This is a genomic window from uncultured Gemmiger sp., assembly GCA_944388105.1.
Classification (GTDB): Bacteria; Bacillota; Clostridia; order Oscillospirales; family Ruminococcaceae; genus Gemmiger.
On the sequence record CALXHN010000028.1, the window covers coordinates 1 to 22,043 of the forward strand.

The following is a 22,043-nucleotide window of genomic DNA, read 5'->3' on the forward strand; positions in this document are numbered from 1 at the left end:
TGCGCGGTACAGGACTCGAACCTGTGACCTCCTGCACGTCAAGCAGATGCTCTACCAGCTGAGCTAACCGCGCATGTCGACTTGCGACTCGTATACTATACCAAACCTTGCGGAAAAAATCAAGCCCTTTTTTCAAAAAAATCCGAAAATTCTGTAAAACCTCTGCGCTTTGTGGGAAAATAAACGGTGCAGCGCGCCTTTGAAACGGCGGGGCGGCGGGCAAAATCTTGCCGCAGCAGCGTTTTTGTGGTATACTGTTACGGTTAAAATGGAGAGGTGTAACGAAATGCGAGTTTTGGGCATCGACCCCGGCTATGCCATTGTGGGCTGGGGGGTCGTGGAATATGTGGGCAACCGGTTTGCCCCGGTGGGATACGGCGCGGTCATGACCGACAAGGATACCCCCTTTGAGCATCGCCTGCAGGAGGTGTACGAGGGCATCCTGGACGTGTGCAGGCGGTACCAGCCCGAAGCCATCTCGCTGGAAAAGCTCTTCTACCAGCACAACCAGACCACCGTCATCGGGGTGGCGGAAGCCCGCGGGGTCATCCTGCTGGCCGCCGCCCAGTGCGGCATCCCCATTTATGAATACACCCCCATGCAGGTCAAGCAGGCGGTGACCGGCTACGGCAAGGCGGTGAAAAAGCAGATCCAGGAGATGACCCGGATGCTCTTGCACCTGCCCGAGATCCCCAAGCCTGACGACACCGCCGACGCCCTGGCCATGGCGGTGGCCCACTGCCATTGCAGCCGCAGCCGCCTGATGGGCACCCAGCCCCGCTGATTGGCGTTCACCGCCGTAATATAGAGAAGAAAAGGGAAGCACCATGATCTATTGTCTTACCGGAAAAGTTCTGAAAAAGACCCTGGATACCGTCGTCATCAGCTGCGCGGGGGTAGGGTATCTGGCCCAGGTGCCCCTGTCCACCGCCGAAGCCCTGCCCGCCCCGGGCAAGGAGGCCACCCTGTACACCGTCATGTCGGTGAGCGAGAACGACGTGTCCCTCTACGGCTTTGCCACCGAGGACCAGCGTGCCTGCTTCAAGATGCTCACCGGGGTGTCCGGCGTGGGGCCCAAGGCGGCGCTGGCCATCCTGTCGGTGATGAGCCCGGAAAAGGTGGCCCTGGCGGCCTCCTCCGGGGACCACAAGGCCTTCACCGCCGCCAACGGCGTGGGCCCCAAGCTGGCCCAGCGCATCGCCCTGGAACTGAAGGACAAGGTGGGCAAGGGTCTGGCCGCCGGCACCGGTTTTGCGGGCAATGTGTCCGCCGCCCCGGCGCCCCAGAGTGCCCCTGCCCAGGCGGTGGCCGCCCTGGTCAGCCTGGGGTACAGCACCTCCGACGCGGCCGCCGCCGTGGCCCGGGTGGACGATACCCTGCCGGTGCAGGACATCATCAAGATCGCACTGCGCGGGCTGTCCCGCGCCTGAATCCCTGAAAGGAAGGTACCATGGCACAGAATCAGGAATACACCGTCGATCCCAGCCGTCTGGTCAGCCCGGACCTGGGTCCGGCGGAAGTGGAAGAAAACAGCCTGCGCCCCAAGACCCTGGACGACTACATCGGCCAGGACAAGGCCAAGAGCAACCTGCGCATCTATCTGCGGGCGGCCCAGCAGCGGGGCGAAGCGATGGACCATATCCTGCTGTACGGCCCTCCCGGCCTGGGCAAGACCACCCTGGCGGGCATCGTGGCCCAGGAGATGGGGGTCCAGGTGCGCATCACCTCCGGCCCGGCCATCGAAAAGCCCGGGGACCTGGCCGCCCTGCTCACCAACCTGCAGGAGGGGGACATCCTCTTTATTGACGAGATCCACCGTCTGTCCCGCCAGGTGGAGGAGGTTTTGTACCCCGCTCTGGAGGACTACGCCCTGGACATCATGATCGGCAAGGGCCCCAGTGCCCAGAGCATCCGCATCAACCTGCCCCACTTCACCCTCATCGGGGCCACCACCCGGGCGGGGCAGCTCACCGGCCCTTTGCGGGACCGGTTCGGCATCCTGCTCAAGCTGGAACCCTACAGCCCGGACGAGCTGGCCCGGATCATCACCCGCAGCGCCGGCATCCTGGGCATCCCCATCGACCACGACGGCGCCCTGGAACTGGCCCGGTGCAGCCGGGGCACCCCCCGTATCGCCAACCGGCTGCTCAAGCGGGTGCGGGACTTTGCCACCGTCCAGGGGGACGGCGCCATCGACGGCCCCACCGCCGTGGCGGCCCGCAAACAGATGGACATTGACGAGATGGGCCTGGACGAGCTGGACCGGGGGGTCCTGCGGGCCATTATCGAACTGTACGGCGGCGGGCCGGTGGGTCTGGAGACCCTGGCCGCCGCCCTGGGGGAGGAGAGCGTCACCCTGGAGGACATCTGCGAACCCTACCTGATGCAGCTGGGCTATCTGACCCGCACCCCCCGGGGGCGCTGCGTCACCCGTCTGGCTTATGAACATCTGCATCTGCCGGTGCCCCGCCGCCTGCGCGAGGAGGACGAGGACGACGGCCAGCAGAGTATGTACTGATATTGTGACCCTTACACGCCCGAAAGGAGCCTTGAATCTATGCGCTGTGCCGATACCTGGCAGGACTACGAACTCATCGACGCCACCGGCCACAACCGGCTGGAACGCTGGGGCAAGACCCTGCTCATCCGTCCCGACCCCCAGGTCATCTGGAAAAACCAGCCCGTCAGCCCGCTGTGGAACCGGGCGGACGCCGTCTATCACCGCTCGGCCAAGGGGGGCGGCAGCTGGGAACAGCACCGCAAGCTGCCCCAGCGCTGGCAGATCGGCTGGCAGGGGCTCACCCTCATCGTCAGCCCCACCGGCTTCAAGCACACCGGCGTTTTCCCCGAACAGGCGGTGAACTGGGCCTGGTATCAGGCGAAAATTGCCGCCGCCCGTCGTCCTATCAAAGTGCTGAACCTTTTTGGCTACACCGGCGGCGCCACCCTGGCCTGTCTGGCCGCCGGAGCTTCGGTCACCCATGTGGACGCCTCCAAGGGGATGGTGGCCTGGGCCCGGGAGAACGCCGCCGCCAGCAATCTGGCCGACAAGCCCTGCCGCTGGATCGTGGATGACTGCGCCAAGTTCGTGGCCCGGGAGATCCGCCGGGGCAGCCGGTACGACGGCGTCATCATGGACCCGCCCAGCTACGGCCGGGGGCCCGGGGGCGAGATCTGGAAGCTGGAAGACAACGTCTACGACCTCATCACCCTGACCCAGCAGGTCCTCTCCGACGACCCGCTCTTCTTTGCCATCAACTCCTACACCGAGGGCCTGAGCCCCGCGGTGATGGAATACGTTCTGAAAACCAACCTCTGCCCCGTCAAGGGCGGCAGGACCTGGTGTGATGAGATCGGCCTGCCGGTCTCGGCCACCGGGGGTGTGGTGCCCTGCGGCGCCACCGCCGTGTGGGAACAGGAATAAAAAGGGGGAAATCTGTCATGGAACCCATGCTCAAAGCCCAGGATGTGCGCTTCCGCTATGACCCCGAACGCCCGGACTACGCCGTGGACGGCGTCAGCCTGGAAGTGAAGCGCGGCGAGTTCGTCGCCGTGCTGGGGGGCAACGGCAGCGGCAAAAGCACCCTGGCCAAACATTTCAACGCCATTCTGCTGCCCGAGACCGGCACCGTGCTGGTGGAGGGCATTGATACCCGCACCGAGGAAAAACTCTACGACATCCGCCAGAAGGCGGGCATGGTGTTCCAGAATCCGGACAACCAGATCGTGGCCACCATCGTGGAGGAGGACGTGGCCTTCGCCCTGGAAAACCTGGGCGTGCCCAGTGAGCAGATCCGCACCCGGGTGGATGAGGCCATGAAGATGACCGGCATCTATGAATACCGGGAAAAGGCCCCCTACAAGCTGTCCGGCGGCCAGAAACAGCGGGTGGCCATCGCGGGCGTCATCGCCATGCGGCCGGACTGCCTGATCCTGGACGAAGCCACCGCCATGCTGGACCCCCGGGGACGGGCCGCCGTCATGAACACCATCCACAGCCTGCGGGCGGCGGGCATCACCATCGTGTCCATCACCCATTATATGGAGGAGGCCGCCCAGGCCGACCGGGTCCTGGTCATGAGCCGGGGCCGCATCGTCATGGAAGGCACCCCCGAGGAAGTGTTCAGCCAGACCGAGCGCCTCAAGCGCTACCGGCTGGACGTGCCCCAGGCCGCGGAACTGCGGGATGAGCTGGCGGCAGCCGGACTGCCCATGCCCGCCAACGTCATCACCCCCGAAGCCTGCGCCCGGGCCCTGTACGACCTGCTTCGCTGAACAAACGGCACCACGCCGCAGAATCTGAATGACCGCAGCTTCACCGGCAAAGGCCGGGCGGCATGCGGAAGGAAGGGAAACGAACGTGTCTGAAATCATTCGCTGTGAACATCTGCGCTATGTATACAACGCCGGACTGCCCGACGAGACCGCCGCGCTGGACGATGTGAGCTTCTCCATTGAGGAGGGGGACTTCATCGGCATCATCGGCTCCACCGGCAGCGGCAAATCCACCCTCATCAGCCATTTCAACGGGCTGAACCGCCCCACCTCCGGCAAGATCTATGTGGACGGCCGGGACATGTGGGCGGAAGGGGAGGACCTGCGGAGCTTCCGGTTCCTGGTGGGGCTGGTCTTCCAGTACCCCGAATACCAGCTCTTTGAGGAGACCTGTGCCCAGGATATCGCCTACGGCCCCCGCAACATGGGCCTGAGCGAGGAGGAGATCCAGCGCCGGGTCAAGGAGGCCGCCGAATTCACCGGCCTGAGCGAGGACCTGCTCCAGCGCAGCCCCTTTGAGCTCTCCGGCGGCCAGAAGCGCCGGGTGGCCATTGCGGGCGTCATGGCCATGGAGCCCCGCATCCTGGTGCTGGACGAGCCTGCCGCCGGACTGGACCCGGAAGGCCGGGACACCATCCTGGCCCAGATCAAGGCCTACCACAAAAAGACCGGCGTGACGGTGGTGCTGGTCAGCCATTCCATGGAGGACATCGCCAAATACGCCGACAAGGTGCTGGTCATGCACAAGGCCGGGGTGGCCATGTACGACACGGTGGAAAACATCTTTGCCCGGGCGCCGGAACTGCTGGAGCTGGGGCTTTCGGTGCCCCAGGTCACCCAGATCTTCCTGCGCCTGAAGGAGATGGGCCTGGACATCAAGACCGACGTCTACACCATGCCCTATGCCGTCAAGACGGTGCTCAAGGCCTACAACGCCCGCCATCCCGAAAAGCCTCTGCCCATCCCGGCAGAGAAAGGAGGGGAAGACCATGCTTCGTGATATCACCATCGGACAGCACTTCCCCGGCAATTCGGTGCTGCACCGCTGCGACCCCCGCCTGAAACTGGTGGGGACCATCGCCTATATCATCGTGCTGTTTGTGGCCTCCAACCCTCTGGGCATTGCCTTGTCCCTGGCCCTGCTGGCCCTGCTGTACGCCGTAGCCAAGATCCCTTATCGCCTCATTCTCAAGAGCCTGAAGCCCATCGTGCCCATCATCATCTTCACGGCGGTGCTCAACCTCTTCTTCATCACCGGGGACGGGGAACCCCTGGTGCGGCTGTGGGTCTTCTCCATTTATAAGGAGGGCGTGTCCTACGCCATCCTCATGGCGGTGCGTGTGGTGGCTTTGATCGCGGGCACCAGCCTGCTCACCTACACCACCAGCCCCATCGTCCTCACCGACGCCATCGAATCCCTGCTGCGTCCCTTGCAGAAACTGCACTTCCCGGTGCACGAGCTGGCCATGATGATGACCATTGCCCTGCGGTTCATCCCCACCCTCATCGAGGAGACCGAGAAGATCATGAACGCCCAGAAAGCCCGGGGCGCCAAGCTGGACAACGGCAAATTCACCGAGCGCATCCGCGCCCTCATCCCCATCCTGATCCCCCTGTTCATCAGCGCCTTCCGTCGGGCCGACGAGCTGGCCATGGCCATGGAGTGCCGCTGCTACCGCGGGGGCGAAGGCCGCACCCGGCTGAAGGTGCTGCGCTTCGGCAAGCTGGACGTGCAGTGCGCCCTGGCCCTGGCGGTGCTGCTGGGCATCATCCTGTCCACCACCCTGCTGTTCTGAGGAGGGGCCCATGACCGTACTTTTGTGGCTGGCCTACAAGGGCACCCGGTATGCCGGGTTTCAGGTGCAGCCCAACGCCCTGACCGTCTGCCAGGTGCTGCAGGATGCCATGGAGGCGGTGCTGGGTTCCCGCCCCGACGTGAAGGGCTGTTCCCGCACCGACGCCGGCGTCCATGCGCGCCGTTTCGCGCTCAGTTTCCGGTATGATGGGACCGTGCCGCTGCGGCGGCTGCCCCTGGCCCTCAACGCCCACCTGCCCCCGGATGTGCGGGTGATGCAGGCGCAGGCGGTGCCGGAGGACTTCCACGCCCGGTACGCCGCCCACGCCAAGACCTACTGCTACCGCATCCGCAACGGGGCGGTGGACGACCCCTTTGATGGGGAGTACACCCACCGCATCCCCAAGCCCCTGGACGAGGGGGCCATGCAGCAGGCCGCTGCCGGATTTGTGGGGACCCACGATTTCCTGGCCCTGTGCGCCGCCGGGTCCTCGGTGGCCGCCCACGGGGACACGGTGCGCACCATCACCCGGTGTGAGGTGCGCAGGGAAGGGGAGATCCTGACCATCACCGTCACCGCCGACGGGTATCTGTACAACATGGTGCGGATCCTGGCCGGCACCCTTGTGGAGGCGGGCCTGGGCAAGCTGGACCCGGCGGAAGTGCCCGCCATCCTGCAAAGCCGGGACCGCCGCCGTGCCGGACCCACCCTGCCCGCCAAAGGCCTCTGCCTGATGCAGGTGGACTATCCCGGCCTTGTGCCGCAGACCGACGACAAAACGCATCATGCGTGATTTTTTACGAAAGGGGGAGCGCCGATGAGAGCGGAAGACAAGGAACGTCTGGCCCGACGCCAGCGTATGCTGGCACGGGAACGCGGCGAGCCCCTGCCTGAACCGGAGGAGACGGAATCCCGGCCGCCGGAGGAGGAATCCCGCAAGGCGGACAAAAAATCCAGGAAGTCCCGGGACCGCCGGCTCTTCAAGGCCTCTTCCGCCGACAAGTCCCAACCTTCCGTGGGCACAGACACCCCGGCGCAGGCGGATACCGCCGCCCGGACCCGCACGCAGAAAAAGGCGGAACCGGTTTCTGCCGAGGGCGTCCGCGGTCCCCGGCTGGGCAATACCCGCCCGTTCAGCCCCATCCTGCGCCGCCGTGCGCGCCGCCGCCGCATCCTGCTGGTGGTGCTGGTGCTGGCCCTGCTGGTGGGGGCTGCCTGGTTCACCGGGGTGCTGGGGGCGTCCCTGTCCTCCCTGGGCGATACCATGGATTCCATCAGCCTGTATTTCCGGCGCAGCGGCGGATTCCCGGCCGCCACCGGCATTGAGGAACCCACCCGGATCGAGGAACTGGCCGGCGGCTTTGTGGAGCTGGACAAGGAGGACGTGGCCGTCTACTCGGCTTACGGCACCCAGGTCCGCACCCTACAGCCGGGATATGCCCGTCCGGCCCTGGCTGTGGGCAATACCCGGTTCGTGCTGTATGACCGGGCCGGCACCAGCCTGCAGGTGGAAAGCCGTACCCGCACCCTCTACACCAAAACCTTTACCAACGCCATCATGCTGTGTGCCATGTCCCAGAACGGCACCCTGGGGGTGGTGACCGAATCCGAGCGCTATGCGGCGGAACTGCTGGTCTTCAGCCCCACCATGCGCAGCATTTACAGCTGGAAGATGACCCAGGACCAGGGCACGCCGCTGGCCCTGGGCTTTGCCACCGACAACCATCGGTTCGCGGTGGGGACGGTGGCCGCCCGGGACGGCCGGCTGGCCTGCCGCGTCTACCTGATGGACACCGCCAGGAGCGAGACCGGCCCCGCCTATACCGCCGACGAAGGCAGCCTGCTGCTGCAGCTGCACTGGCTGTCCGGCGACCGGGTGCTGGCCATCTTCGATACCTACGCGGTGGTGGTGGATGCCGCCACCGGGCAATCCCTCAGCCGCTATGACTTCGGCGGCGCCAACCTGCAGGGGGCTTCGGTGAACCGCCGGACCACCGCCCTGCTGCTCTCCACCCACAGCGGCAGCCAGCTCATCGTCCTGAATGCCGACCTGCAGGTGGTGGGGCAGGGGGATGCGGGGCAGGCCGAAGGCATTGCCTGCGCCGATACCGCGGTCTATCTGTGGGGTGCGGATACCGTGTACTGCCATGAACTCAGCGGCGCCCTGCGCTGGGGCAAGGCGCTGGATACCCGCCCCCTGGCTGTGCTCAACGCCAGCCAGCCGCTGCTGTTTACCGCGGGCCGGGTGGAGGTGCTTTCCCCCTCCGCCTGACCCTGAGCATATTATACAAAACGTATTATATCTAAAGAGGAACACAAAATGGAATACTCAATCACCGGTCTTTTGTATGACATTCTGTTTGCCGTGGTGCTGATCCTCACCGCCGTCTATGGCTGGAAGCAGGGGTTCGTCTCCTCGCTGACCCTGCTGATCGGCAGTGTGGCGGGCATCTTCGGCGCCGCGTGGGCCGCCCAGACCTTCGGCCCGGTGGTCTACAACAACTATGTGGGCGCCTCCATCGCCGAAAAGGTTTCCGCCACCCTGGCGGAGAGCGGCGGCGATGTGACAGCCGCCGTACAGGGCATGTCCTTCCTGCCGGAAGCTGTGCGCAATGCCCTGCTGAACACCGTGGCCGAGATCACCGGCGAAGCCACCCCCCGTGTGATGGAGGTGCTGCAGCCCATCATTCTGCCCCTGATCCAGGTCATCATCTTCCTGGTGGTGTGCATCCTCATCCGCTGGCTGTTCCGGGCGCTGGCCTGGGCCCTGCGCGGATGCAACGGCATCCCTCTGGTGGGCGGCCTGAACCGGCTGCTGGGCCTTGTGCTGGGGGCGCTGTCCGGCGCGCTGAACTGCTGGCTGCTCTCTCTGGCACTGTGGCTGCTGAGCATGCTCAGCGACGGGCATATCGAGATCCTGCGCAGCGCCGTGCTGGGTAAAAGTGCCATCTACAGCCTGCTGGCCGGCTTCAATCCCTTTGTCATCCATTACTGAAAAAACAGGGGCGTTCCGGGGAGACCCGTCCCGGAACGCTATGAACAATATCTGAACATTCGCCCCGCGCCCTTGCAAAAGCGGTGCCGCAGGGAGATAATGGTTCTTATAGCGGCCGGTTTTTCCCAGCCGGCCGCACAAGAGAGGTGAGACTATATGTTGTGTGTCCGCTGCAAAAAACGTACCGCAGTGGTTTTTGTACAGCGCATGGAGGGCGGCAAGCCCATCCAGGAAGGCTACTGCCTGACCTGCGCCAGAGAAATGCATATCCAGCCTGTGGATGATCTGATGAAGCGATTCGGCATGTCGGACCAGGACCTGGAAAATATGGAAGAGCGCATGACCAGCTTCCTGGAGGAAGCGGAGCAGTCCGGCGCCATGACCCCCGCAGAATCGGAGGAGGATGAGGAATTCATCCCCGGCGGCAGCCCCGCCTTCCCCTTCGGCTTCGGCGGTTCCACCGAACGTCGGGAGGAGCGCGGCAAGAAGAACGGCAAAAAGGAAAAGCCGCCCCGCCGCAAATACTTGGATACCTACTGCGAAAACCTGACCCAGAAGGCCAAGGAAGGCCGCATCGACCATATCGTGGGCCGTGACCGGGAGATCTACCGGGCGCTGCAGATCCTCTGCCGCCGGCAGAAGAACAACCCCTGCCTCATCGGTGAAGCCGGCGTGGGCAAGACGGCCATTGCCGAAGGCCTTGCCCAGCGTATCGCCGAGGGCAAAGTCCCGGCCCGCCTGCAGGGCAAGGAGATCTACCTGCTGGACCTGACCGCCCTGGTGGCCGGCACCCAGTTCCGGGGCCAGTTCGAACAGCGGGTCAAGGGCCTGCTCGGCGAGATCAAGGCCGCCGGCAACGTCATCCTGTTCATCGACGAGATCCATAACATCGTGGGCGCCGGTGATTCGGACGGCGCCATGAACGCGGCCAACATCATGAAGCCTGCGCTGTCCCGGGGACAGGTGCAGGTCATCGGCGCCACCACCTTCACCGAGTACCGCAAGTATATCGAGAAGGATTCCGCCCTGGAACGCCGCTTCCAGCCCATCAAGGTGGAGGAGCCTTCCATCAACGAATCCATCGAGGTTATCCGCGGGGTGAAGGGCTACTATGAAAAGCATCACTGCGTGCGGGTGCCCGACGCGGTGGTTGCCAGCGTGGTGCAGCTGTCCGAGCGCTACATCACCGACCGCTATCTGCCCGACAAGGCCATCGACCTGCTGGATGAATCCTGCGCCAGCTGCAACCTGCGCCATCCGGAGATCACCGAGCTGTACAAACTGCAGCGGAGCATCGCCGATCTGGAACAGAAGGAGCGGGACCTGGAAAATCCCGACGAGGACAGCGCCGATTCCGCCATCGACTATGAGGAACTGGCCAAGACCAAGACCGAGCTGGCCCGCCAGCGGGAACGTCTGCCCGCCCTGGAACTGCAGGTGGCGGACATCCAGGTGACCCTGGACGATGTGGCCAAGGTGGTGGAGCTGTGGACCGGTATCCCGGCGGTGAAGATCAAGGAAAGCGAATACGGCCGCCTGCAGGGGCTGGAAGATGCCCTCAAGGCCCATGTCATCGGCCAGGACGAGGCCGTGCACAGCGTGGCCCAGGCCGTCAAGCGGGCCCGGGCGGATCTGTCCGGCCGCCATCGTCCGGCCAGCTTCATCTTTGTGGGCCCCACCGGTGTGGGCAAGACCGAACTGGTCAAGCAGCTGGCCAGCCAGCTGTTCGACACGGTGGACCCGCTCATCTCCATCGATATGAGCGAGTATATGGAAAAGCACACCGTCTCCCGCCTGATCGGGTCGCCTCCGGGCTATGTGGGCTACGATGAGGCCGGCCAGCTCACCGAGAAGGTCCGCCGCCGTCCCTACAGCGTGGTGCTCTTCGATGAGATCGAAAAGGCCCACCCGGATGTGATGAACATCCTGCTGCAGATCCTGGACGAGGGCAAGATCAACGACTCCCAGGGCCGGGTGGTGGATTTCTCCAACACGGTCATCTGCATGACCTCCAACGCCGGTTCCACCGACCGTACCGGCGCCACCGGCTTCAACCGCACCGCCGAACAGGCCACCCGGGACAAGAGCATGAAGGCTCTGCAGGAATTCCTGCGTCCCGAATTCCTGGGCCGTGTGGACGAGGTCATCACCTTCCGTCCCCTGGAACAGGCGGATCTGGAAAAGATCGCCGCCCTCATGCTGGAGGAATACCGTCCCGGTCTGGCCGCCCGCGGCCTGAACCTGGAATACAGCCCCGAGGCGCTCACCGCCATCGTCAAGGACACCTCCACCCGGTTCGGCGCCCGGGAACTGCGCCGCACCATCCGCAAGACCCTGGAGGACCCGGTGGCCGAAGCCCTTGTCAACGGTACGCTGCAGGGCAATGCCACCGTCACCCTGGAAGCCGCCGAGGACGGTTCGCCCCGGCTGAAACTGCCGTCCTGAGCGGCGGCCGCAAGGAGGAACGGATGAAACGACATTTGCGGGCCCCGGCGCTGCTGCTGGCGGCGCTGACCCTGGCCGGCTGCACCCGGGGGGAGATCTCTGCCGCCCGGGGTCCCGGCAGCCGCCTGGAACAGGTGCCCGACCTGACCGAGCCGTCCCCCGAACCGGAGGAACAGCAGCCGGCCGCCCCGGCGGCCCCCTGGACCGATGGCCTGACCCCTGCCCAGCAGAAATACGGCAGTGCCGGACTGCTGGCCTGGCCCTGCGTGCTGTACAGCATCTACCTGCAGCAGCCCGAAGGCCCCGGCTGGACCGAGGAGGAGATCGCCCGCAGCCAGGAAACCCTGGCCACGGCGGTGGACTGGATCGGGGAGCAGGCAGGGGAATACAATGTGTCACCCACCCTCTATTACGGCGAGGACCTGCTCTCGGTCATCGACTACGCCCCCGGCTTTGTGGGCGGCGAGGAGTCGGACGAAGGGCAGCAGTTCTACGACGATATGGACGAGGTGTGCGGGTCCCTGCGCACCAACGAGCTGGCCGAGACCTACGGCACCAGCAACATCGGTTTTCTGGTGTTTCTGCCGGTGTCCGGCTGTTCCTTCACCATGGTGCATTACCTGGAGGACGGCGGCTACTATTTCAACGAATACTGCTGCCTGTACAAGGACAATGTGTTTTTTGAGCCCGGAACCTTTGACGGTCCGGCGGTCTATGCCCACGAGATCCTGCATCTTTTCGGGGCCCCCGACCTGTACAGCGGCAGCAATGACCTGTTTGTCAGTGAGGAACTGGTGGACTATGTGGCCGATACCTGGCCGGAGGAGATCATGTACGATACCTACGCGCCGGACGGGTCGCTGGAATACGGGACCATCCACAAGGAGATCGGCCCCCTGACCGCCTACCGCCTGGGTCTGTGCGATGCTTTCCCCGGCATGGACCGGTTCCCGCTGGTCACCCTGGACCCGCCCGGGACCTTCCGCCTGGACGAAAGCACCTCCACCGACCGTTTTGACGAGCAGGACGGGGCGGTGGCCGCATAACAAAGGAGGCAAACCATGGGTGTGCCCGGAACGGGCGCCGTCAAGGAAACGCCCACCCTGCAGCTGCAGGAGGTGCAGGCCGCCGCCGCCGCCGAATGGCGGGTGGGCGACACCCTGCCGCCCCGCCTGTGTGAGGTGTGGATGCTGGTATATGTGATGGACGGTGTCATTGAAGAGACCGCCGACGGCCGCACCACCCTGGTGCGGGCGGGCCGGGTGCTGGTCCATCAGCCGGAAGAGACCTGGTCCATGCGGGCCGCGGGGGAAGTCCCCCCCGAAGTGCTGCGTCTGGCCTTTGCCGCCTCCGGCACGGTCCTGGACCTGTTCCGGGACCGGCTCATCCGGGTGAATGCGGTGGAAAAGAACGTGCTGCACCTGCTGGCCGATGCCGTGCGGGAAACCTGGCAGCGCCCCGAACAGCCGGGGCTGAATCCCACCCGCCGCGCCGACCCGCCGTTCGGTGTGCCGCGGCTGCTGCAGCTGTACCTGGAGGAGTTCCTCTGGCTGGCTGCCCGCCGCCTGCGCCGCAGCGGCCGCAGACCTTCCCCCCGGTTGGTGGCGGAACAGAACCAGCGGGCCATTGTGGATGCCGCACACCTGTATTTTTCCGACCATATGGAGGAAGACCCCGACCTGGACCAGATCTGCCATGCCCTGGGCTGCGGCCGGGTGGCACTGCAGCAGGCCTTCCGGGTGCGCACCGGACTTTCTCCACGGGAATATTACGCCTGCCTGCGGGCGGAGCGGGCCGGGTCTCTGCTGGCCCAGGGGCATACCCCCGGCGAGGTGGCCCGGATGCTGGGATACTCTTCGGTGTCCTACTTTTCCCAGCGGTTCCGCGCCCTGACGGGCCAGACGCCCTCCGCCTACCGCAAGGACCCGCAGCCCCTGCATCTGTGCAACAAATAGGCATGGCAAATACTGAAACGTCTATTCTAAATTTCAGTTGTTCCGGTATAAAATAAAGGCAAGAAAGCGGGACAACCAAGACCGCTTGCAACAAAATTATAAAATTGCAAAGGAGCGTTCATTATGTCCATTCTGGTCAGCGGCGGCGCCGGCTACATCGGCAGCCATACCTGCGTCGAACTCCTGAATGCCGGGTACGACATTGTGGTGGCGGACAACCTCTACAACGCCAGCCCCGAAGCACTTGACCGGGTGAAAAAGATCACCGGCAAGGATTTCCGTTTCATTGAGGCAGACATGACCGACCATGACGCGGTCGATGCCATCTTCCGTGAAAATCCCGGCATTGAATGCGTCATCCAGTTCGCCGCCTACAAGGCGGTGGGCGAGAGCGTCTCCAAGCCCATCGAATACTACTCCAACAACCTGGGCTGCACCCTGACCATTCTGGACGTGATGCGCCACTACGGCTGCCACAACATCATCTTCTCCTCCTCGGCCACCGTCTACGGCGACCCCGCCAGCGTGCCCATCCGGGAAGATTTCCCCACCGGCGCCACCACCAACCCCTACGGCACCACCAAGGTCTTTACCGAGCGCATCCTCACCGACTGCTGCAAGGCGGACCCGGAACTGAACGTGGCCCTGCTGCGCTACTTCAATCCTATCGGCGCCCATCCCTCCGGCCTGATCGGCGAGGACCCCAACGGCATCCCCAACAACCTGGTGCCCTACATCGCCAAGGTGGCCGTGGGCAAGCTGGAAAAGGTCCATGTCTACGGCAATGACTATCCCACCCCGGACGGCACCGGCGTGCGGGACTACATCCATGTGGTGGACCTGGCCCGGGGCCATGTGGCGGCCGTGCGCAAACTGCAGGAAAAGCCCGGTCTGTTCATCTGCAACCTGGGCACCGGCCACGGCTACAGCGTGCTGGACGTGATCAAGGCCTTCAGCAAGGCCTGCGGCAAGGACCTGCCCTATGTCATCGACCCCCGCCGCCCCGGCGACATCGCCGAGTGCTGGTGTGACCCCGGCAAGGCCAAGCGGGAACTGGGCTGGGAAGCCCAGTACGGCATCGAGGAGATGTGCCGCGACAGCTGGAACTGGCAGAGCCACAACCCGGACGGCTACAAGACCAAAGCCGAGTAACACCCCGGCATAAACAAAACAAAACCGCCGCAGGCAAACCCTGCGGCGGTTTTTGTATGTGTCTTTTACGGGAAAGCAGCGGCCTTACAGCGCGGCCAGAGCGGCGCGCAGGCGGGCCAGGGTCTCCTCCTTGCCCAGCATGGCGGCCAGGTCGGTGCCGCCGCCCGGGGTGCGGGACTTGCCGGACAGGGCGATGCCCAGGGGATACAGCAGCCAGCCGTTCTTCTTTTCCATCTCCTCCGCCTTCTTGCGGCAGACTTCAAAGATGGCGTCCCGGTTCCAGTCGGCTTCCCCTTCCAGCACCGGCAGCAGGGCCTCCAGGGCTTCCTTGGCGGATTCCGGGGTGGTCTTCTGCTTCTTGTTGCGGTAGAGCTCGGCGTCAAAGGGCAGCGCTGCGTCAAAGAAGTCCAGCTGGGGCGGAATGTCCTCCAGCACCTCGCAGCGGGGCTGCAGGTTGGCGCACAGCAGGTCACGGTCAATATCGCGGTGCACGGCCTGGTCAATGAAGGGATCGGCCAGACGGCGGAACTCCTCGGCGGGCAGGGCCCGGATGTAGGCGGCGTTGATGGCCCGCAGCTTCAGCGGGTCAAAGATGGCCGGGGACTTGGAGATGCGGGTGGGGTCCCAGATGCGGATCATCTCGTCCAGGTTGAAGATCTCCTGTTCTCCCTCGGGGGCCCAGCCCAGCAGCAGCAGGTAGTTCAGCACCGCTGCGGGCAGGTAGCCCTTGGCCACCAGGTCCTGGTAGCTGGCGTCGCCGTTGCGCTTGGACAGCTTGTGCTGGGCGTCCTTCATCACCGGCGGGCAGTGGATGTAGGTGGGGATCTCCCAGCCGAACGCCTTGTACAGCAGATTGTACTTGGGGGTGCTGGACAGGTACTCGCTGCCCCGGATGACGTGGGTGATGCCCATGAGGTGGTCGTCCACCACGTTGGCAAAGTTGTAGGTGGGCATGCCGTCGGTCTTCAGCAGGATCTGGTCGTCCAGCTCGCTGTTGTCCACCTCGATGTGCCCGAAGACCAGGTCGTCAAAGGCGGTCTTGCCCTCGGTGGGGATCTTCTGCCGGATGACGTAAGGCTCCCCGGCGGCCAGCTTGGCTTCCACTTCCTCCTGGGACAGGTTGCGGCAGTGCCCGTCGTAGTGGGTCATCTCGCCGGCGGCCTTCTGGCTTTCGTGCAGGGCTTCCAGCCGCTCGTTGGTGCAGAAGCAGTAGTAGGCTTCACCCTTGCGGACCAGCTCCTCGGCATACTGCTTGAACATGCCCATGCGCTCACTCTGCACATAGGGGCCCACCGGACCGCCGATGTCCGGGCCTTCGTCCCAGGTCAGGCCGGTGGCCTTCAGGGTGTTGTAGATGATGTCGGTGGCACCTTCCACCAGGCGTCCCTGGTCGGTGTCCTCAATGCGCAGGATAAAGGTGCCGCCGTTGTGGCGGGCCTGCAGATAGGTATACAGCGCGGTGCGCAGGTTGCCCACGTGCATGTAGCCCGTGGGAGACGGCGCAAAGCGGGTGCGTACGGTGTTGGCCATAAAACAAACTTCCCCCTGTATAATAAAGGTTCTCTATCCCACAGTTTAGCGGTCACGGCCGGGTTTGTCAACCAAAGGGCGGGGGATTCAGTCCTCCGGGTCGATCTGGATCTTGTCCTTGGCAAAATCCAGCGCCAGACCGATGAGCTCGTTGCGGGACCGGTTGGTCTTTTTCGCCAGGTCATCATAGAAATCCACGATGGATTTGTCCACCCGGATGGTGAACATCACCGGCTCCGTCTTTTTGGAAATTTTCAGTGTTTCCATATTTTACCACCACCTTATCACCCATTATCCACGCAGAAAACATGGAAAAATATGGCTAAAAAATGTTTACATTTTAACATAAAGTGATGTATACTGATGGTATTCGACCCTGTTATCCCAGAAGGAGACGGTTATGAGGGAGAAAAATTCTTTTCCGCTTCTGGAAACCCTGGCCCGCGGCATGGGGTGCGCGTATCTGTCTGATCTGAAATATCTGGATGCATCCGGACAAAGAAAACTGGCCGGACTGGTGCGGAGCGTGCCGGTGCAGGCGGCGGAGGCAAACGCCTGGAACGACGCCCTGACCTACCTGACCGGACAGCCGGCGCAGCCCGGAGCCGGACAGGCGCGGCAGGCCCTGCTGCAGGCCCTGGAATCCTCCCTTGACACCCGGGGACCGGCTGGCTATAATGTAGGGGAATAAACCGACGAGGCGAAGGTAAAACCGTGCCGGCGCCCACAGAGAGCCCCCGATGCTGGGAAGGGGGCGGAAGGCCGCACGGACAAATGGATCGCCGAGGGCGGCGGGGAACCCCTCTATCCGGGCAGTATCCGCCGACGTGAGCCCCCGTTACCGGGCAGGGACGCAGACTGCGCCCCGTCAAGAGGCCGCGCACCCAAAGGGCGCGGCAAGCAAGGTGGCACCACAGGTAAACAACAAGCCTGCCCTTGCACAGAATCCACTTCTGTGCGGGGGCAGCTTTTTTTATCTCCTCCGCCAACATCAAAGGAGCTGAAATACCATGTCTGAACTTCTCAAACGCAAACGGATCCTTTCCGGCATCCAGCCCACCGGCACCCCCACCCTGGGCAACTACCTGGGCGCCCTGCGCAACTGGGCCCTTCTGCAGAACAACTACGACTGCCTGTATATGGTGGCCGACCTGCACGCCCTGACCGTGCGCCAGAACCCGGCGGAGCTGCGCCGCAACACCCGGTCCCTGGCCGCCCTGCTGCTGGCCCTGGGCATCGACCCCAAGGAGCATGTGCTCTTTGTGCAGAGCCATGTGCCCGCCCACTGTGAGCTGAGCTGGATCCTGGCCTGCAACACCCAGTTCGGGGAACTGTCCCGCATGACCCAGTTCAAGGACAAGAGCGCCAAGCATCCGGACAATGTCAACGGCGGCCTGTTCACCTACCCGGTGCTCATGGCCGCGGATATCCTGGTCTACAACGCCGACCTGGTGCCGGTGGGCCAGGACCAGACCCAGCACCTGGAGCTGGCCCGCAACATCGCCGGCCGGTTCAACAACGTCTACGGCGAGACCTTCACCCTGCCCGAAGGCTATGTGCCCGCCGCCGGTGCCAAGATCACCTCCCTGGCCGAGCCCACCAAGAAGATGAGCAAGTCCGACCCCAACGCCAACAGCTTCATCCTGCTCACCGACGACCGGGATACCATCGTGCGCAAGTTCAAGCGGGCTGTCACCGACTCCGACGGGGTGGTGCGCTTCGATATGGCCAACAAGCCCGGTGTGTCCAACCTGATGACCATCTATGCCGCCTTCACCGGCAAGACCATGGCCGAGATCGAGACCGAGTTTGCGGGCAAGGGCTACGGCGACTTCAAGATGGCCGTGGCCGAGACCACCGCCGACGCCATCTGCCCGGTGCAGGAGGAACTGCAGCGCATCCTGGCGGACAAGGCCTATGTGGACGGGGTGCTCAAGGAGGGGGCCGAGCGGGCCGCCCGTCTGGCCAACCGCACCGTGTCCAAGGTGTACCGCAAGGTAGGCCTGCTGCAGCTGGACAAGTAAGGGGATGAAGGAGCTGTACAAGGTGGTCCGGCAGCTCGGCGGCAGATATGATCTGACCCCGGCCCGCTGGGGCGCCTGCGGGGGGCTGGCTGTGTGTGCCGTCTGCCTGTCCTGGCGGCTGGGCCTGGGCGGCAGTGCCGGAACCCTGCTGCTTTTTGCCGGCCTGTTCTGGCTGGCCCGACGGGAATGGCAGCAGCCTTCCCCCGGCTATGTGCGGGGCTGGACCGGTGTCTTTGCCCTGCTGTTCAGCTGCGCCCTGTCGGTGGCACGTCTTGTGCGCGGCTGTACCGATATAGAGGCGGACCGTCTGGCCAACTATATCGAATGGGATGGCAGAAAGGATATTCTGCTCATCCTGCCCCTGGCGGTTTTTCTGTGGCTGGTCTGCCTGCAGCTGCGGCGGCTGGCGGCCCGTCACCCCCTGCAGGAAATGCAGGCCCGTCCCGGCAGTCCGAAGGTCTTTTGTCTGGCCTGGGGCCTCATCTTCCTGTGCTGGATCCCCTTTCTGCTGGCCTTCTGGCCGGCGGGACTGGTGGGGGACGGCGCCCACACCATGGCGGAAGCGCTGGGGCATGGGGCGCCTTCCGGCAACCACTGGGTCGTTCTGTATATCCTGACCCTGCGCTTTTTCATCCGTCTGGCAGCCGTCTTCGGCGGTGGTCTTTCGGCGGCGCTTTGCCTGTATGCCGTGGCCCAGAGTCTGGCCTTTTCCGCTGCCTGCGCGGCGGTGGTGTACAAGCTGTACACCCTGGGCGTGCCCCGGCTGGCGGTGACTGCCTGCGGGATCATGTACGGCTGTTCCGGCTTTTTTGCCACTTACGGCATGGCGGTGTGGAAGGACACCCTCTTCAGCGCGGCGGTGGTGCTGCTGGCGCTGCAGCTGTGGGACTTCTCCGCCCATGGCATCAGCCGGCGGGGGACCCTGGGCGCTTTTGCCCTCATGCTGTTCCTTTGCTTCTGGCGCAACAACGGCATATATGTGGTGGCACCCACCCTGCTGGTCCTCCTGATTGCCTGCCGGGGCAAAGTCCGGCGTCTTCTGGCGGCCGGTGCGGTCACCCTGGTGCTGACGGCGGTGATCCAGGGGCCGGTGTATGACGCCCTGGGCATCGGCAAGGATTCCCTGACCGAGTCCATCTCGGTGCCGCTGCAGCAGCTGGCGGCCACCATCAATGAGGACCGGCCCCTGACGGAAGAACAGCAGCAGGTGCTGTTCACCATCCTGCCGGAAGAAGTCTGGCGCAGCGATTATGAGCCCTGCCTGTCCGACCCGCTGAAAAGCAGCTCCGAGATGGATACGGAATACCTGGAAACCCATTTCGGGGATTTCCTCGGGGTGTGGGCGCAGCTGCTTCCCGCCAACCTGGATGTGTATGTGGAAGCGTACCTGCTCCAGACCCTGGGCTTCTGGAAACCGGGCAGCTGGCTGGGATATTATTACGATTATTTTGTGGGCATCCAGGATTTGTACGGATACGGCATCACCGGGGTGGACTGGTTCCAGACCTGGTTCGGCCACGGTCTCAGCGGTGTGCTGGAACAGACCACCCGGTTCGTCAGCTCCGGCACCATGGTATGGGTGCTGCTGGGGGCTTTCTTCTTCTGTCTGTGCAAACCAAAAGGCCGGCGCAGGGAAGATCTTTTGCTGCTCACGCCGCTGCTTTTCAGCTGGCTGAGCCTGATGGTGGCGGTGCCCATCGCCCAATCCTACCGCTATATCCTGATGCTGCCCCTGGCACTGCCGGTGCTTTGCCTGCTGTTCGTGTACGACCGGCCCGACGACGGCAAAACTCTTTCCTGATAAGGGGGATGCGCCCCGGAAACCGCTTGACAGCGACACAATTTTTGGATATAATGGTACAACTGGTGCGGCCCCCAAGGGCCGCACAACTTTTACTTTGAGTAAGGAGCTATCCAAAATGGCCAAAGAGGTTATTGTTACCCGCGAGGGATATGCGAAGCTGGAGCAGGACCTGGACAACCTGCGTACCGTCAAACGGAAAGAAGTGGCGGACAAGATCAAGGTGGCCCGCGGCTACGGCGACCTTTCGGAAAATGCCGAATACGACGCCGCCAAGGAAGAGCAGGCCATCGTGGAAGCCCGCATCGCCGACCTGGAAGCTACCCTGAAGGTCGCCCGCATCATCGACGACAACGAGCTGTCCCATGACACCGTCTCCATCGGCATGAAGGTCAAGATCCTGGCCGACGGCGACGACGAGGAGGACGCCGAGGAATACGACATCACCGGCTCCACCGAAGCCGACATGGACCTGAACCGCATCAGCGACGAGAGCCCGGTGGGCGCTGCCCTCATCGGCCACAAGGCCGGCGACGTGGTGGCCGTCACCCTGCCCAACGGCAATGTGATCGACTACAAGATCCTGGCCGTCAGCCGCAGCAAGTAAGTCAAGGCATACAGCGCCGGGCGGGTCCGACCCGGCCGGCGCCGTTTATTTACAGAAAAGAGGAATCTTCTCATGCAGAACACCCCCGTCAACGCTGCCACCGAGCAGGCTGTGCGCCGCCAGAAGCTGGCGGACCTGCAGGCTGCCGGGCATGACCCGTTCACCATCACCAAGTATCCCCAGGACGCTTTCTCCGCCGACCTGCAGGCCGAATTCAAAGACCTGCCCGCCGAGAGCGAGACCGGCAAGGTGGTCACTCTGGCCGGACGCCTGATGTCCAAACGTGTGATGGGCAAGGCCAGCTTTGCCCATCTGCGTGACGCCAAAGGGGACATCCAGATCTTTGCCAAGCGGGACGTGCTGGGCGACGAACCCTACGCCGCCTTCAAAAAGCTGGATGTGGGCGACATCGTGGGCTGCAAGGGCGAGGTGTTCCGCACCCGCATGGGCGAGCTCAGCGTGCGCATCAGCGAACTGACCCTGCTGTCCAAGAGCCTGCTGCCCCTGCCGGAGAAGTTCCACGGCCTGACCGACCGGGAAGCCCGCTACCGTCAGCGGTATGTGGACCTGATCGTCAACCCGGAGGTCAAGCGGACCTTTGTGCGCCGCAGCCAGATCCTGCGGGAACTGCGCGCCTTCCTGGACAACAAGGGCTTCCTGGAAGTGGAGACCCCCATCCTGACCCCCTTTGAGATCGGCGCCTCCGCCCGTCCCTTCCTCACCCACCACAACACCCTGGATATGGACATGGTCCTGCGCATCGAGACCGAGCTGTATCTGAAGCGGCTGGTGGTAGGCGGCATGGACCGGGTGTACGAAGTGGGCCGCATCTTCCGCAACGAAGGCATGGACCCCAAGCACAACCCCGAGTTCACCACCATCGAGCTGTATCAGGCCTACACCGACTACCACGGCATGATAGACCTGGTGGAAGAGATGATGAAGACGGTGGCCCAGAAGGTCTGCGGCAGCCTGCAGATCGAGTACCAGGGCAAGCAGATCGACCTGTCCCACTGGGAGCGGCTGACCATGCTGGAAGCGGTCAAGAAGTATTCCGGCGTGGACTTCACCACCGTGGCTTCGGACGAGGAAGCCATCGCCCTGGCCAAGGAGCATCATGTGGAACTGCCCGAAGTGCCCACCAAGGGCGCCATCCTGGCCGAGTTCTTCGACGCCTTCGTGGAGGACAAGCTGATCCAGCCCACCTTCATCTATGACTACCCCGTGGAGATCAGCCCTCTGGCCAAGCGCAAGCCCGACGACCCGGCGTTCACCGAGCGGTTCGAGTATTTCATCAACTGCACCGAGTTCGGCAACGCCTTCAGCGAGCTCAACGACCCCATCGACCAGAAGGGCCGCTTTGAGCGCCAGGTGGAGGAGCGCAAGAAGCTGGAACCCACCAGCAAGGCCCAGGTGGACTACGACTACATCACCGCCCTGGAATACGGCCTGCCCCCCACGGG

Annotated in this window: 21 protein-coding genes and 1 tRNA gene; 19 read left to right on the top strand and 3 right to left on the bottom strand. The window is 63.8% G+C overall.

Features of this window, described 5'->3' with window-relative positions; genetic code table 11:
- A tRNA-Val gene (locus tag Q0K17_RS04950) sits at nucleotides 1-73 on the bottom strand.
- 213 nt (nucleotides 74-286) lie between these two features.
- Between Q0K17_RS04950 and ruvC the strand changes: the two genes are divergently transcribed.
- From ruvC to galE, 14 genes are all read left to right on the top strand, one after another.
- Nucleotides 287-784 carry a crossover junction endodeoxyribonuclease RuvC gene (gene ruvC, locus Q0K17_RS04955; protein WP_294540572.1) on the top strand — a complete coding sequence of 166 codons (498 nt, stop codon included), beginning with the start codon at nucleotides 287-289 and terminating at the stop codon, nucleotides 782-784.
- A 43-nt stretch (nucleotides 785-827) separates the two neighbouring features.
- Nucleotides 828-1,430, top strand: coding sequence for a Holliday junction branch migration protein RuvA (gene ruvA / locus Q0K17_RS04960; RefSeq protein ID WP_294540574.1), 603 nt, complete (start codon nucleotides 828-830; stop codon nucleotides 1,428-1,430).
- Nucleotides 1,431-1,450: 20 nt separating this feature from the next.
- On the top strand, nucleotides 1,451-2,518 hold the full coding sequence (gene ruvB / locus Q0K17_RS04965) for a Holliday junction branch migration DNA helicase RuvB (RefSeq protein WP_294540576.1): 1,068 nt from the start codon (nucleotides 1,451-1,453) through the stop codon (nucleotides 2,516-2,518).
- A gap of 39 nt (nucleotides 2,519-2,557) precedes the next feature.
- Nucleotides 2,558-3,424, top strand: a complete 867-nt coding sequence (locus Q0K17_RS04970; RefSeq protein WP_294540578.1) for a class I SAM-dependent methyltransferase — start codon at nucleotides 2,558-2,560, stop codon at nucleotides 3,422-3,424.
- 26 nt (nucleotides 3,425-3,450) lie between these two features.
- Nucleotides 3,451-4,275 carry an energy-coupling factor transporter ATPase gene (locus tag Q0K17_RS04975; RefSeq protein ID WP_294540611.1) on the top strand — a complete coding sequence of 275 codons (825 nt, stop codon included), beginning with the start codon at nucleotides 3,451-3,453 and terminating at the stop codon, nucleotides 4,273-4,275.
- An 85-nt stretch (nucleotides 4,276-4,360) separates the two neighbouring features.
- A complete protein-coding gene (locus tag Q0K17_RS04980) occupies nucleotides 4,361-5,275 on the top strand; it encodes an energy-coupling factor transporter ATPase (protein WP_294540580.1) in 915 nt (304 codons plus the stop codon).
- Nucleotides 5,265-6,071 carry an energy-coupling factor transporter transmembrane protein EcfT gene (locus tag Q0K17_RS04985; RefSeq protein WP_294540582.1) on the top strand — a complete coding sequence of 269 codons (807 nt, stop codon included), beginning with the start codon at nucleotides 5,265-5,267 and terminating at the stop codon, nucleotides 6,069-6,071. Before Q0K17_RS04980 ends, Q0K17_RS04985 begins: the two co-directional genes overlap by 11 nt.
- A gap of 10 nt (nucleotides 6,072-6,081) precedes the next feature.
- A complete protein-coding gene (gene truA / locus Q0K17_RS04990; protein ID WP_294540584.1) occupies nucleotides 6,082-6,864 on the top strand; it encodes a tRNA pseudouridine(38-40) synthase TruA in 783 nt (260 codons plus the stop codon).
- 24 nt (nucleotides 6,865-6,888) lie between these two features.
- On the top strand, nucleotides 6,889-8,343 hold the full coding sequence (locus tag Q0K17_RS04995; RefSeq protein WP_294540586.1) for a DUF5711 family protein: 1,455 nt from the start codon (nucleotides 6,889-6,891) through the stop codon (nucleotides 8,341-8,343).
- Nucleotides 8,344-8,391: 48 nt separating this feature from the next.
- Entirely contained in the window at nucleotides 8,392-9,066 is a 675-nt protein-coding gene (locus Q0K17_RS05000) for a CvpA family protein (protein WP_294540588.1), read from the top strand.
- A 156-nt stretch (nucleotides 9,067-9,222) separates the two neighbouring features.
- Nucleotides 9,223-11,511, top strand: a complete 2,289-nt coding sequence (locus tag Q0K17_RS05005) for an ATP-dependent Clp protease ATP-binding subunit (protein ID WP_294540590.1) — start codon at nucleotides 9,223-9,225, stop codon at nucleotides 11,509-11,511.
- 23 nt (nucleotides 11,512-11,534) lie between these two features.
- The gene (locus Q0K17_RS05010; protein ID WP_294540592.1) at nucleotides 11,535-12,557 is read left to right on the top strand and encodes a hypothetical protein; all 1,023 of its coding nucleotides are present in this window, start codon (nucleotides 11,535-11,537) and stop codon (nucleotides 12,555-12,557) included.
- Nucleotides 12,558-12,572: 15 nt separating this feature from the next.
- The gene (locus Q0K17_RS05015; RefSeq protein ID WP_294540594.1) at nucleotides 12,573-13,466 is read left to right on the top strand and encodes a helix-turn-helix transcriptional regulator; all 894 of its coding nucleotides are present in this window, start codon (nucleotides 12,573-12,575) and stop codon (nucleotides 13,464-13,466) included.
- A 123-nt stretch (nucleotides 13,467-13,589) separates the two neighbouring features.
- Complete coding sequence (gene galE / locus Q0K17_RS05020) at nucleotides 13,590-14,618, top strand: UDP-glucose 4-epimerase GalE (protein WP_294540596.1); 1,029 nt, start codon at nucleotides 13,590-13,592, stop codon at nucleotides 14,616-14,618.
- A gap of 84 nt (nucleotides 14,619-14,702) precedes the next feature.
- Here the strand turns inward: galE and gltX are convergent, their stop codons facing one another.
- Together gltX and Q0K17_RS05030 are read right to left on the bottom strand one after the other, a co-directional pair.
- Nucleotides 14,703-16,148, bottom strand: a complete 1,446-nt coding sequence (gene gltX / locus Q0K17_RS05025; protein ID WP_294540598.1) for a glutamate--tRNA ligase — start codon at nucleotides 16,146-16,148, stop codon at nucleotides 14,703-14,705.
- Nucleotides 16,149-16,235: 87 nt separating this feature from the next.
- Complete coding sequence (locus Q0K17_RS05030) at nucleotides 16,236-16,415, bottom strand: ribbon-helix-helix domain-containing protein (RefSeq protein WP_294540600.1); 180 nt, start codon at nucleotides 16,413-16,415, stop codon at nucleotides 16,236-16,238.
- A 133-nt stretch (nucleotides 16,416-16,548) separates the two neighbouring features.
- Here Q0K17_RS05030 and Q0K17_RS05035 point away from each other — a divergent pair, with 133 nt between their 5' ends.
- The 5 genes from Q0K17_RS05035 to lysS form a co-directional block, all read left to right on the top strand.
- Nucleotides 16,549-16,839: a hypothetical protein gene (locus Q0K17_RS05035; RefSeq protein ID WP_294540602.1), complete on the top strand. Its 291-nt coding sequence runs from the start codon at nucleotides 16,549-16,551 to the stop codon at nucleotides 16,837-16,839.
- A 319-nt stretch (nucleotides 16,840-17,158) separates the two neighbouring features.
- Nucleotides 17,159-18,172: a tryptophan--tRNA ligase gene (gene trpS, locus Q0K17_RS05040; RefSeq protein WP_294540603.1), complete on the top strand. Its 1,014-nt coding sequence runs from the start codon at nucleotides 17,159-17,161 to the stop codon at nucleotides 18,170-18,172.
- Between the two features lie 4 nt (nucleotides 18,173-18,176).
- Nucleotides 18,177-19,973, top strand: coding sequence for a DUF6020 family protein (locus tag Q0K17_RS05045; RefSeq protein WP_294540605.1), 1,797 nt, complete (start codon nucleotides 18,177-18,179; stop codon nucleotides 19,971-19,973).
- A gap of 118 nt (nucleotides 19,974-20,091) precedes the next feature.
- Entirely contained in the window at nucleotides 20,092-20,580 is a 489-nt protein-coding gene (gene greA, locus Q0K17_RS05050) for a transcription elongation factor GreA (protein ID WP_294540607.1), read from the top strand.
- Nucleotides 20,581-20,652: 72 nt separating this feature from the next.
- On the top strand, nucleotides 20,653-22,043 hold a 1,391-nt coding region (gene lysS, locus Q0K17_RS05055), incomplete at its 3' end, for a lysine--tRNA ligase (RefSeq protein WP_294540609.1).

Bases quoted from the DNA above. Each gene is read 5' to 3' on its own strand.
- ruvC (WP_294540572.1), top strand. From the start codon at position 287: ATGCGAGTTTTGGGCATCGACCCCGGCTATGCCATTGTGGGCTGGGGG.
- ruvA (WP_294540574.1), top strand. From the start codon at position 828: ATGATCTATTGTCTTACCGGAAAAGTTCTGAAAAAGACCCTGGATACC.
- ruvB (WP_294540576.1), top strand. From the start codon at position 1,451: ATGGCACAGAATCAGGAATACACCGTCGATCCCAGCCGTCTGGTCAGC.
- Q0K17_RS04970 (WP_294540578.1), top strand. From the start codon at position 2,558: ATGCGCTGTGCCGATACCTGGCAGGACTACGAACTCATCGACGCCACC.
- Q0K17_RS04975 (WP_294540611.1), top strand. From the start codon at position 3,451: ATGCTCAAAGCCCAGGATGTGCGCTTCCGCTATGACCCCGAACGCCCG.
- Q0K17_RS04985 (WP_294540582.1), top strand. From the start codon at position 5,265: ATGCTTCGTGATATCACCATCGGACAGCACTTCCCCGGCAATTCGGTG.
- truA (WP_294540584.1), top strand. From the start codon at position 6,082: ATGACCGTACTTTTGTGGCTGGCCTACAAGGGCACCCGGTATGCCGGG.
- Q0K17_RS04995 (WP_294540586.1), top strand. From the start codon at position 6,889: ATGAGAGCGGAAGACAAGGAACGTCTGGCCCGACGCCAGCGTATGCTG.
- Q0K17_RS05000 (WP_294540588.1), top strand. From the start codon at position 8,392: ATGGAATACTCAATCACCGGTCTTTTGTATGACATTCTGTTTGCCGTG.
- Q0K17_RS05005 (WP_294540590.1), top strand. From the start codon at position 9,223: ATGTTGTGTGTCCGCTGCAAAAAACGTACCGCAGTGGTTTTTGTACAG.
- Q0K17_RS05010 (WP_294540592.1), top strand. From the start codon at position 11,535: ATGAAACGACATTTGCGGGCCCCGGCGCTGCTGCTGGCGGCGCTGACC.
- Q0K17_RS05015 (WP_294540594.1), top strand. From the start codon at position 12,573: ATGGGTGTGCCCGGAACGGGCGCCGTCAAGGAAACGCCCACCCTGCAG.
- galE (WP_294540596.1), top strand. From the start codon at position 13,590: ATGTCCATTCTGGTCAGCGGCGGCGCCGGCTACATCGGCAGCCATACC.
- gltX (WP_294540598.1), bottom strand. From the start codon at position 16,148: ATGGCCAACACCGTACGCACCCGCTTTGCGCCGTCTCCCACGGGCTAC.
- Q0K17_RS05030 (WP_294540600.1), bottom strand. From the start codon at position 16,415: ATGGAAACACTGAAAATTTCCAAAAAGACGGAGCCGGTGATGTTCACC.
- Q0K17_RS05035 (WP_294540602.1), top strand. From the start codon at position 16,549: ATGAGGGAGAAAAATTCTTTTCCGCTTCTGGAAACCCTGGCCCGCGGC.
- trpS (WP_294540603.1), top strand. From the start codon at position 17,159: ATGTCTGAACTTCTCAAACGCAAACGGATCCTTTCCGGCATCCAGCCC.
- Q0K17_RS05045 (WP_294540605.1), top strand. From the start codon at position 18,177: ATGAAGGAGCTGTACAAGGTGGTCCGGCAGCTCGGCGGCAGATATGAT.
- greA (WP_294540607.1), top strand. From the start codon at position 20,092: ATGGCCAAAGAGGTTATTGTTACCCGCGAGGGATATGCGAAGCTGGAG.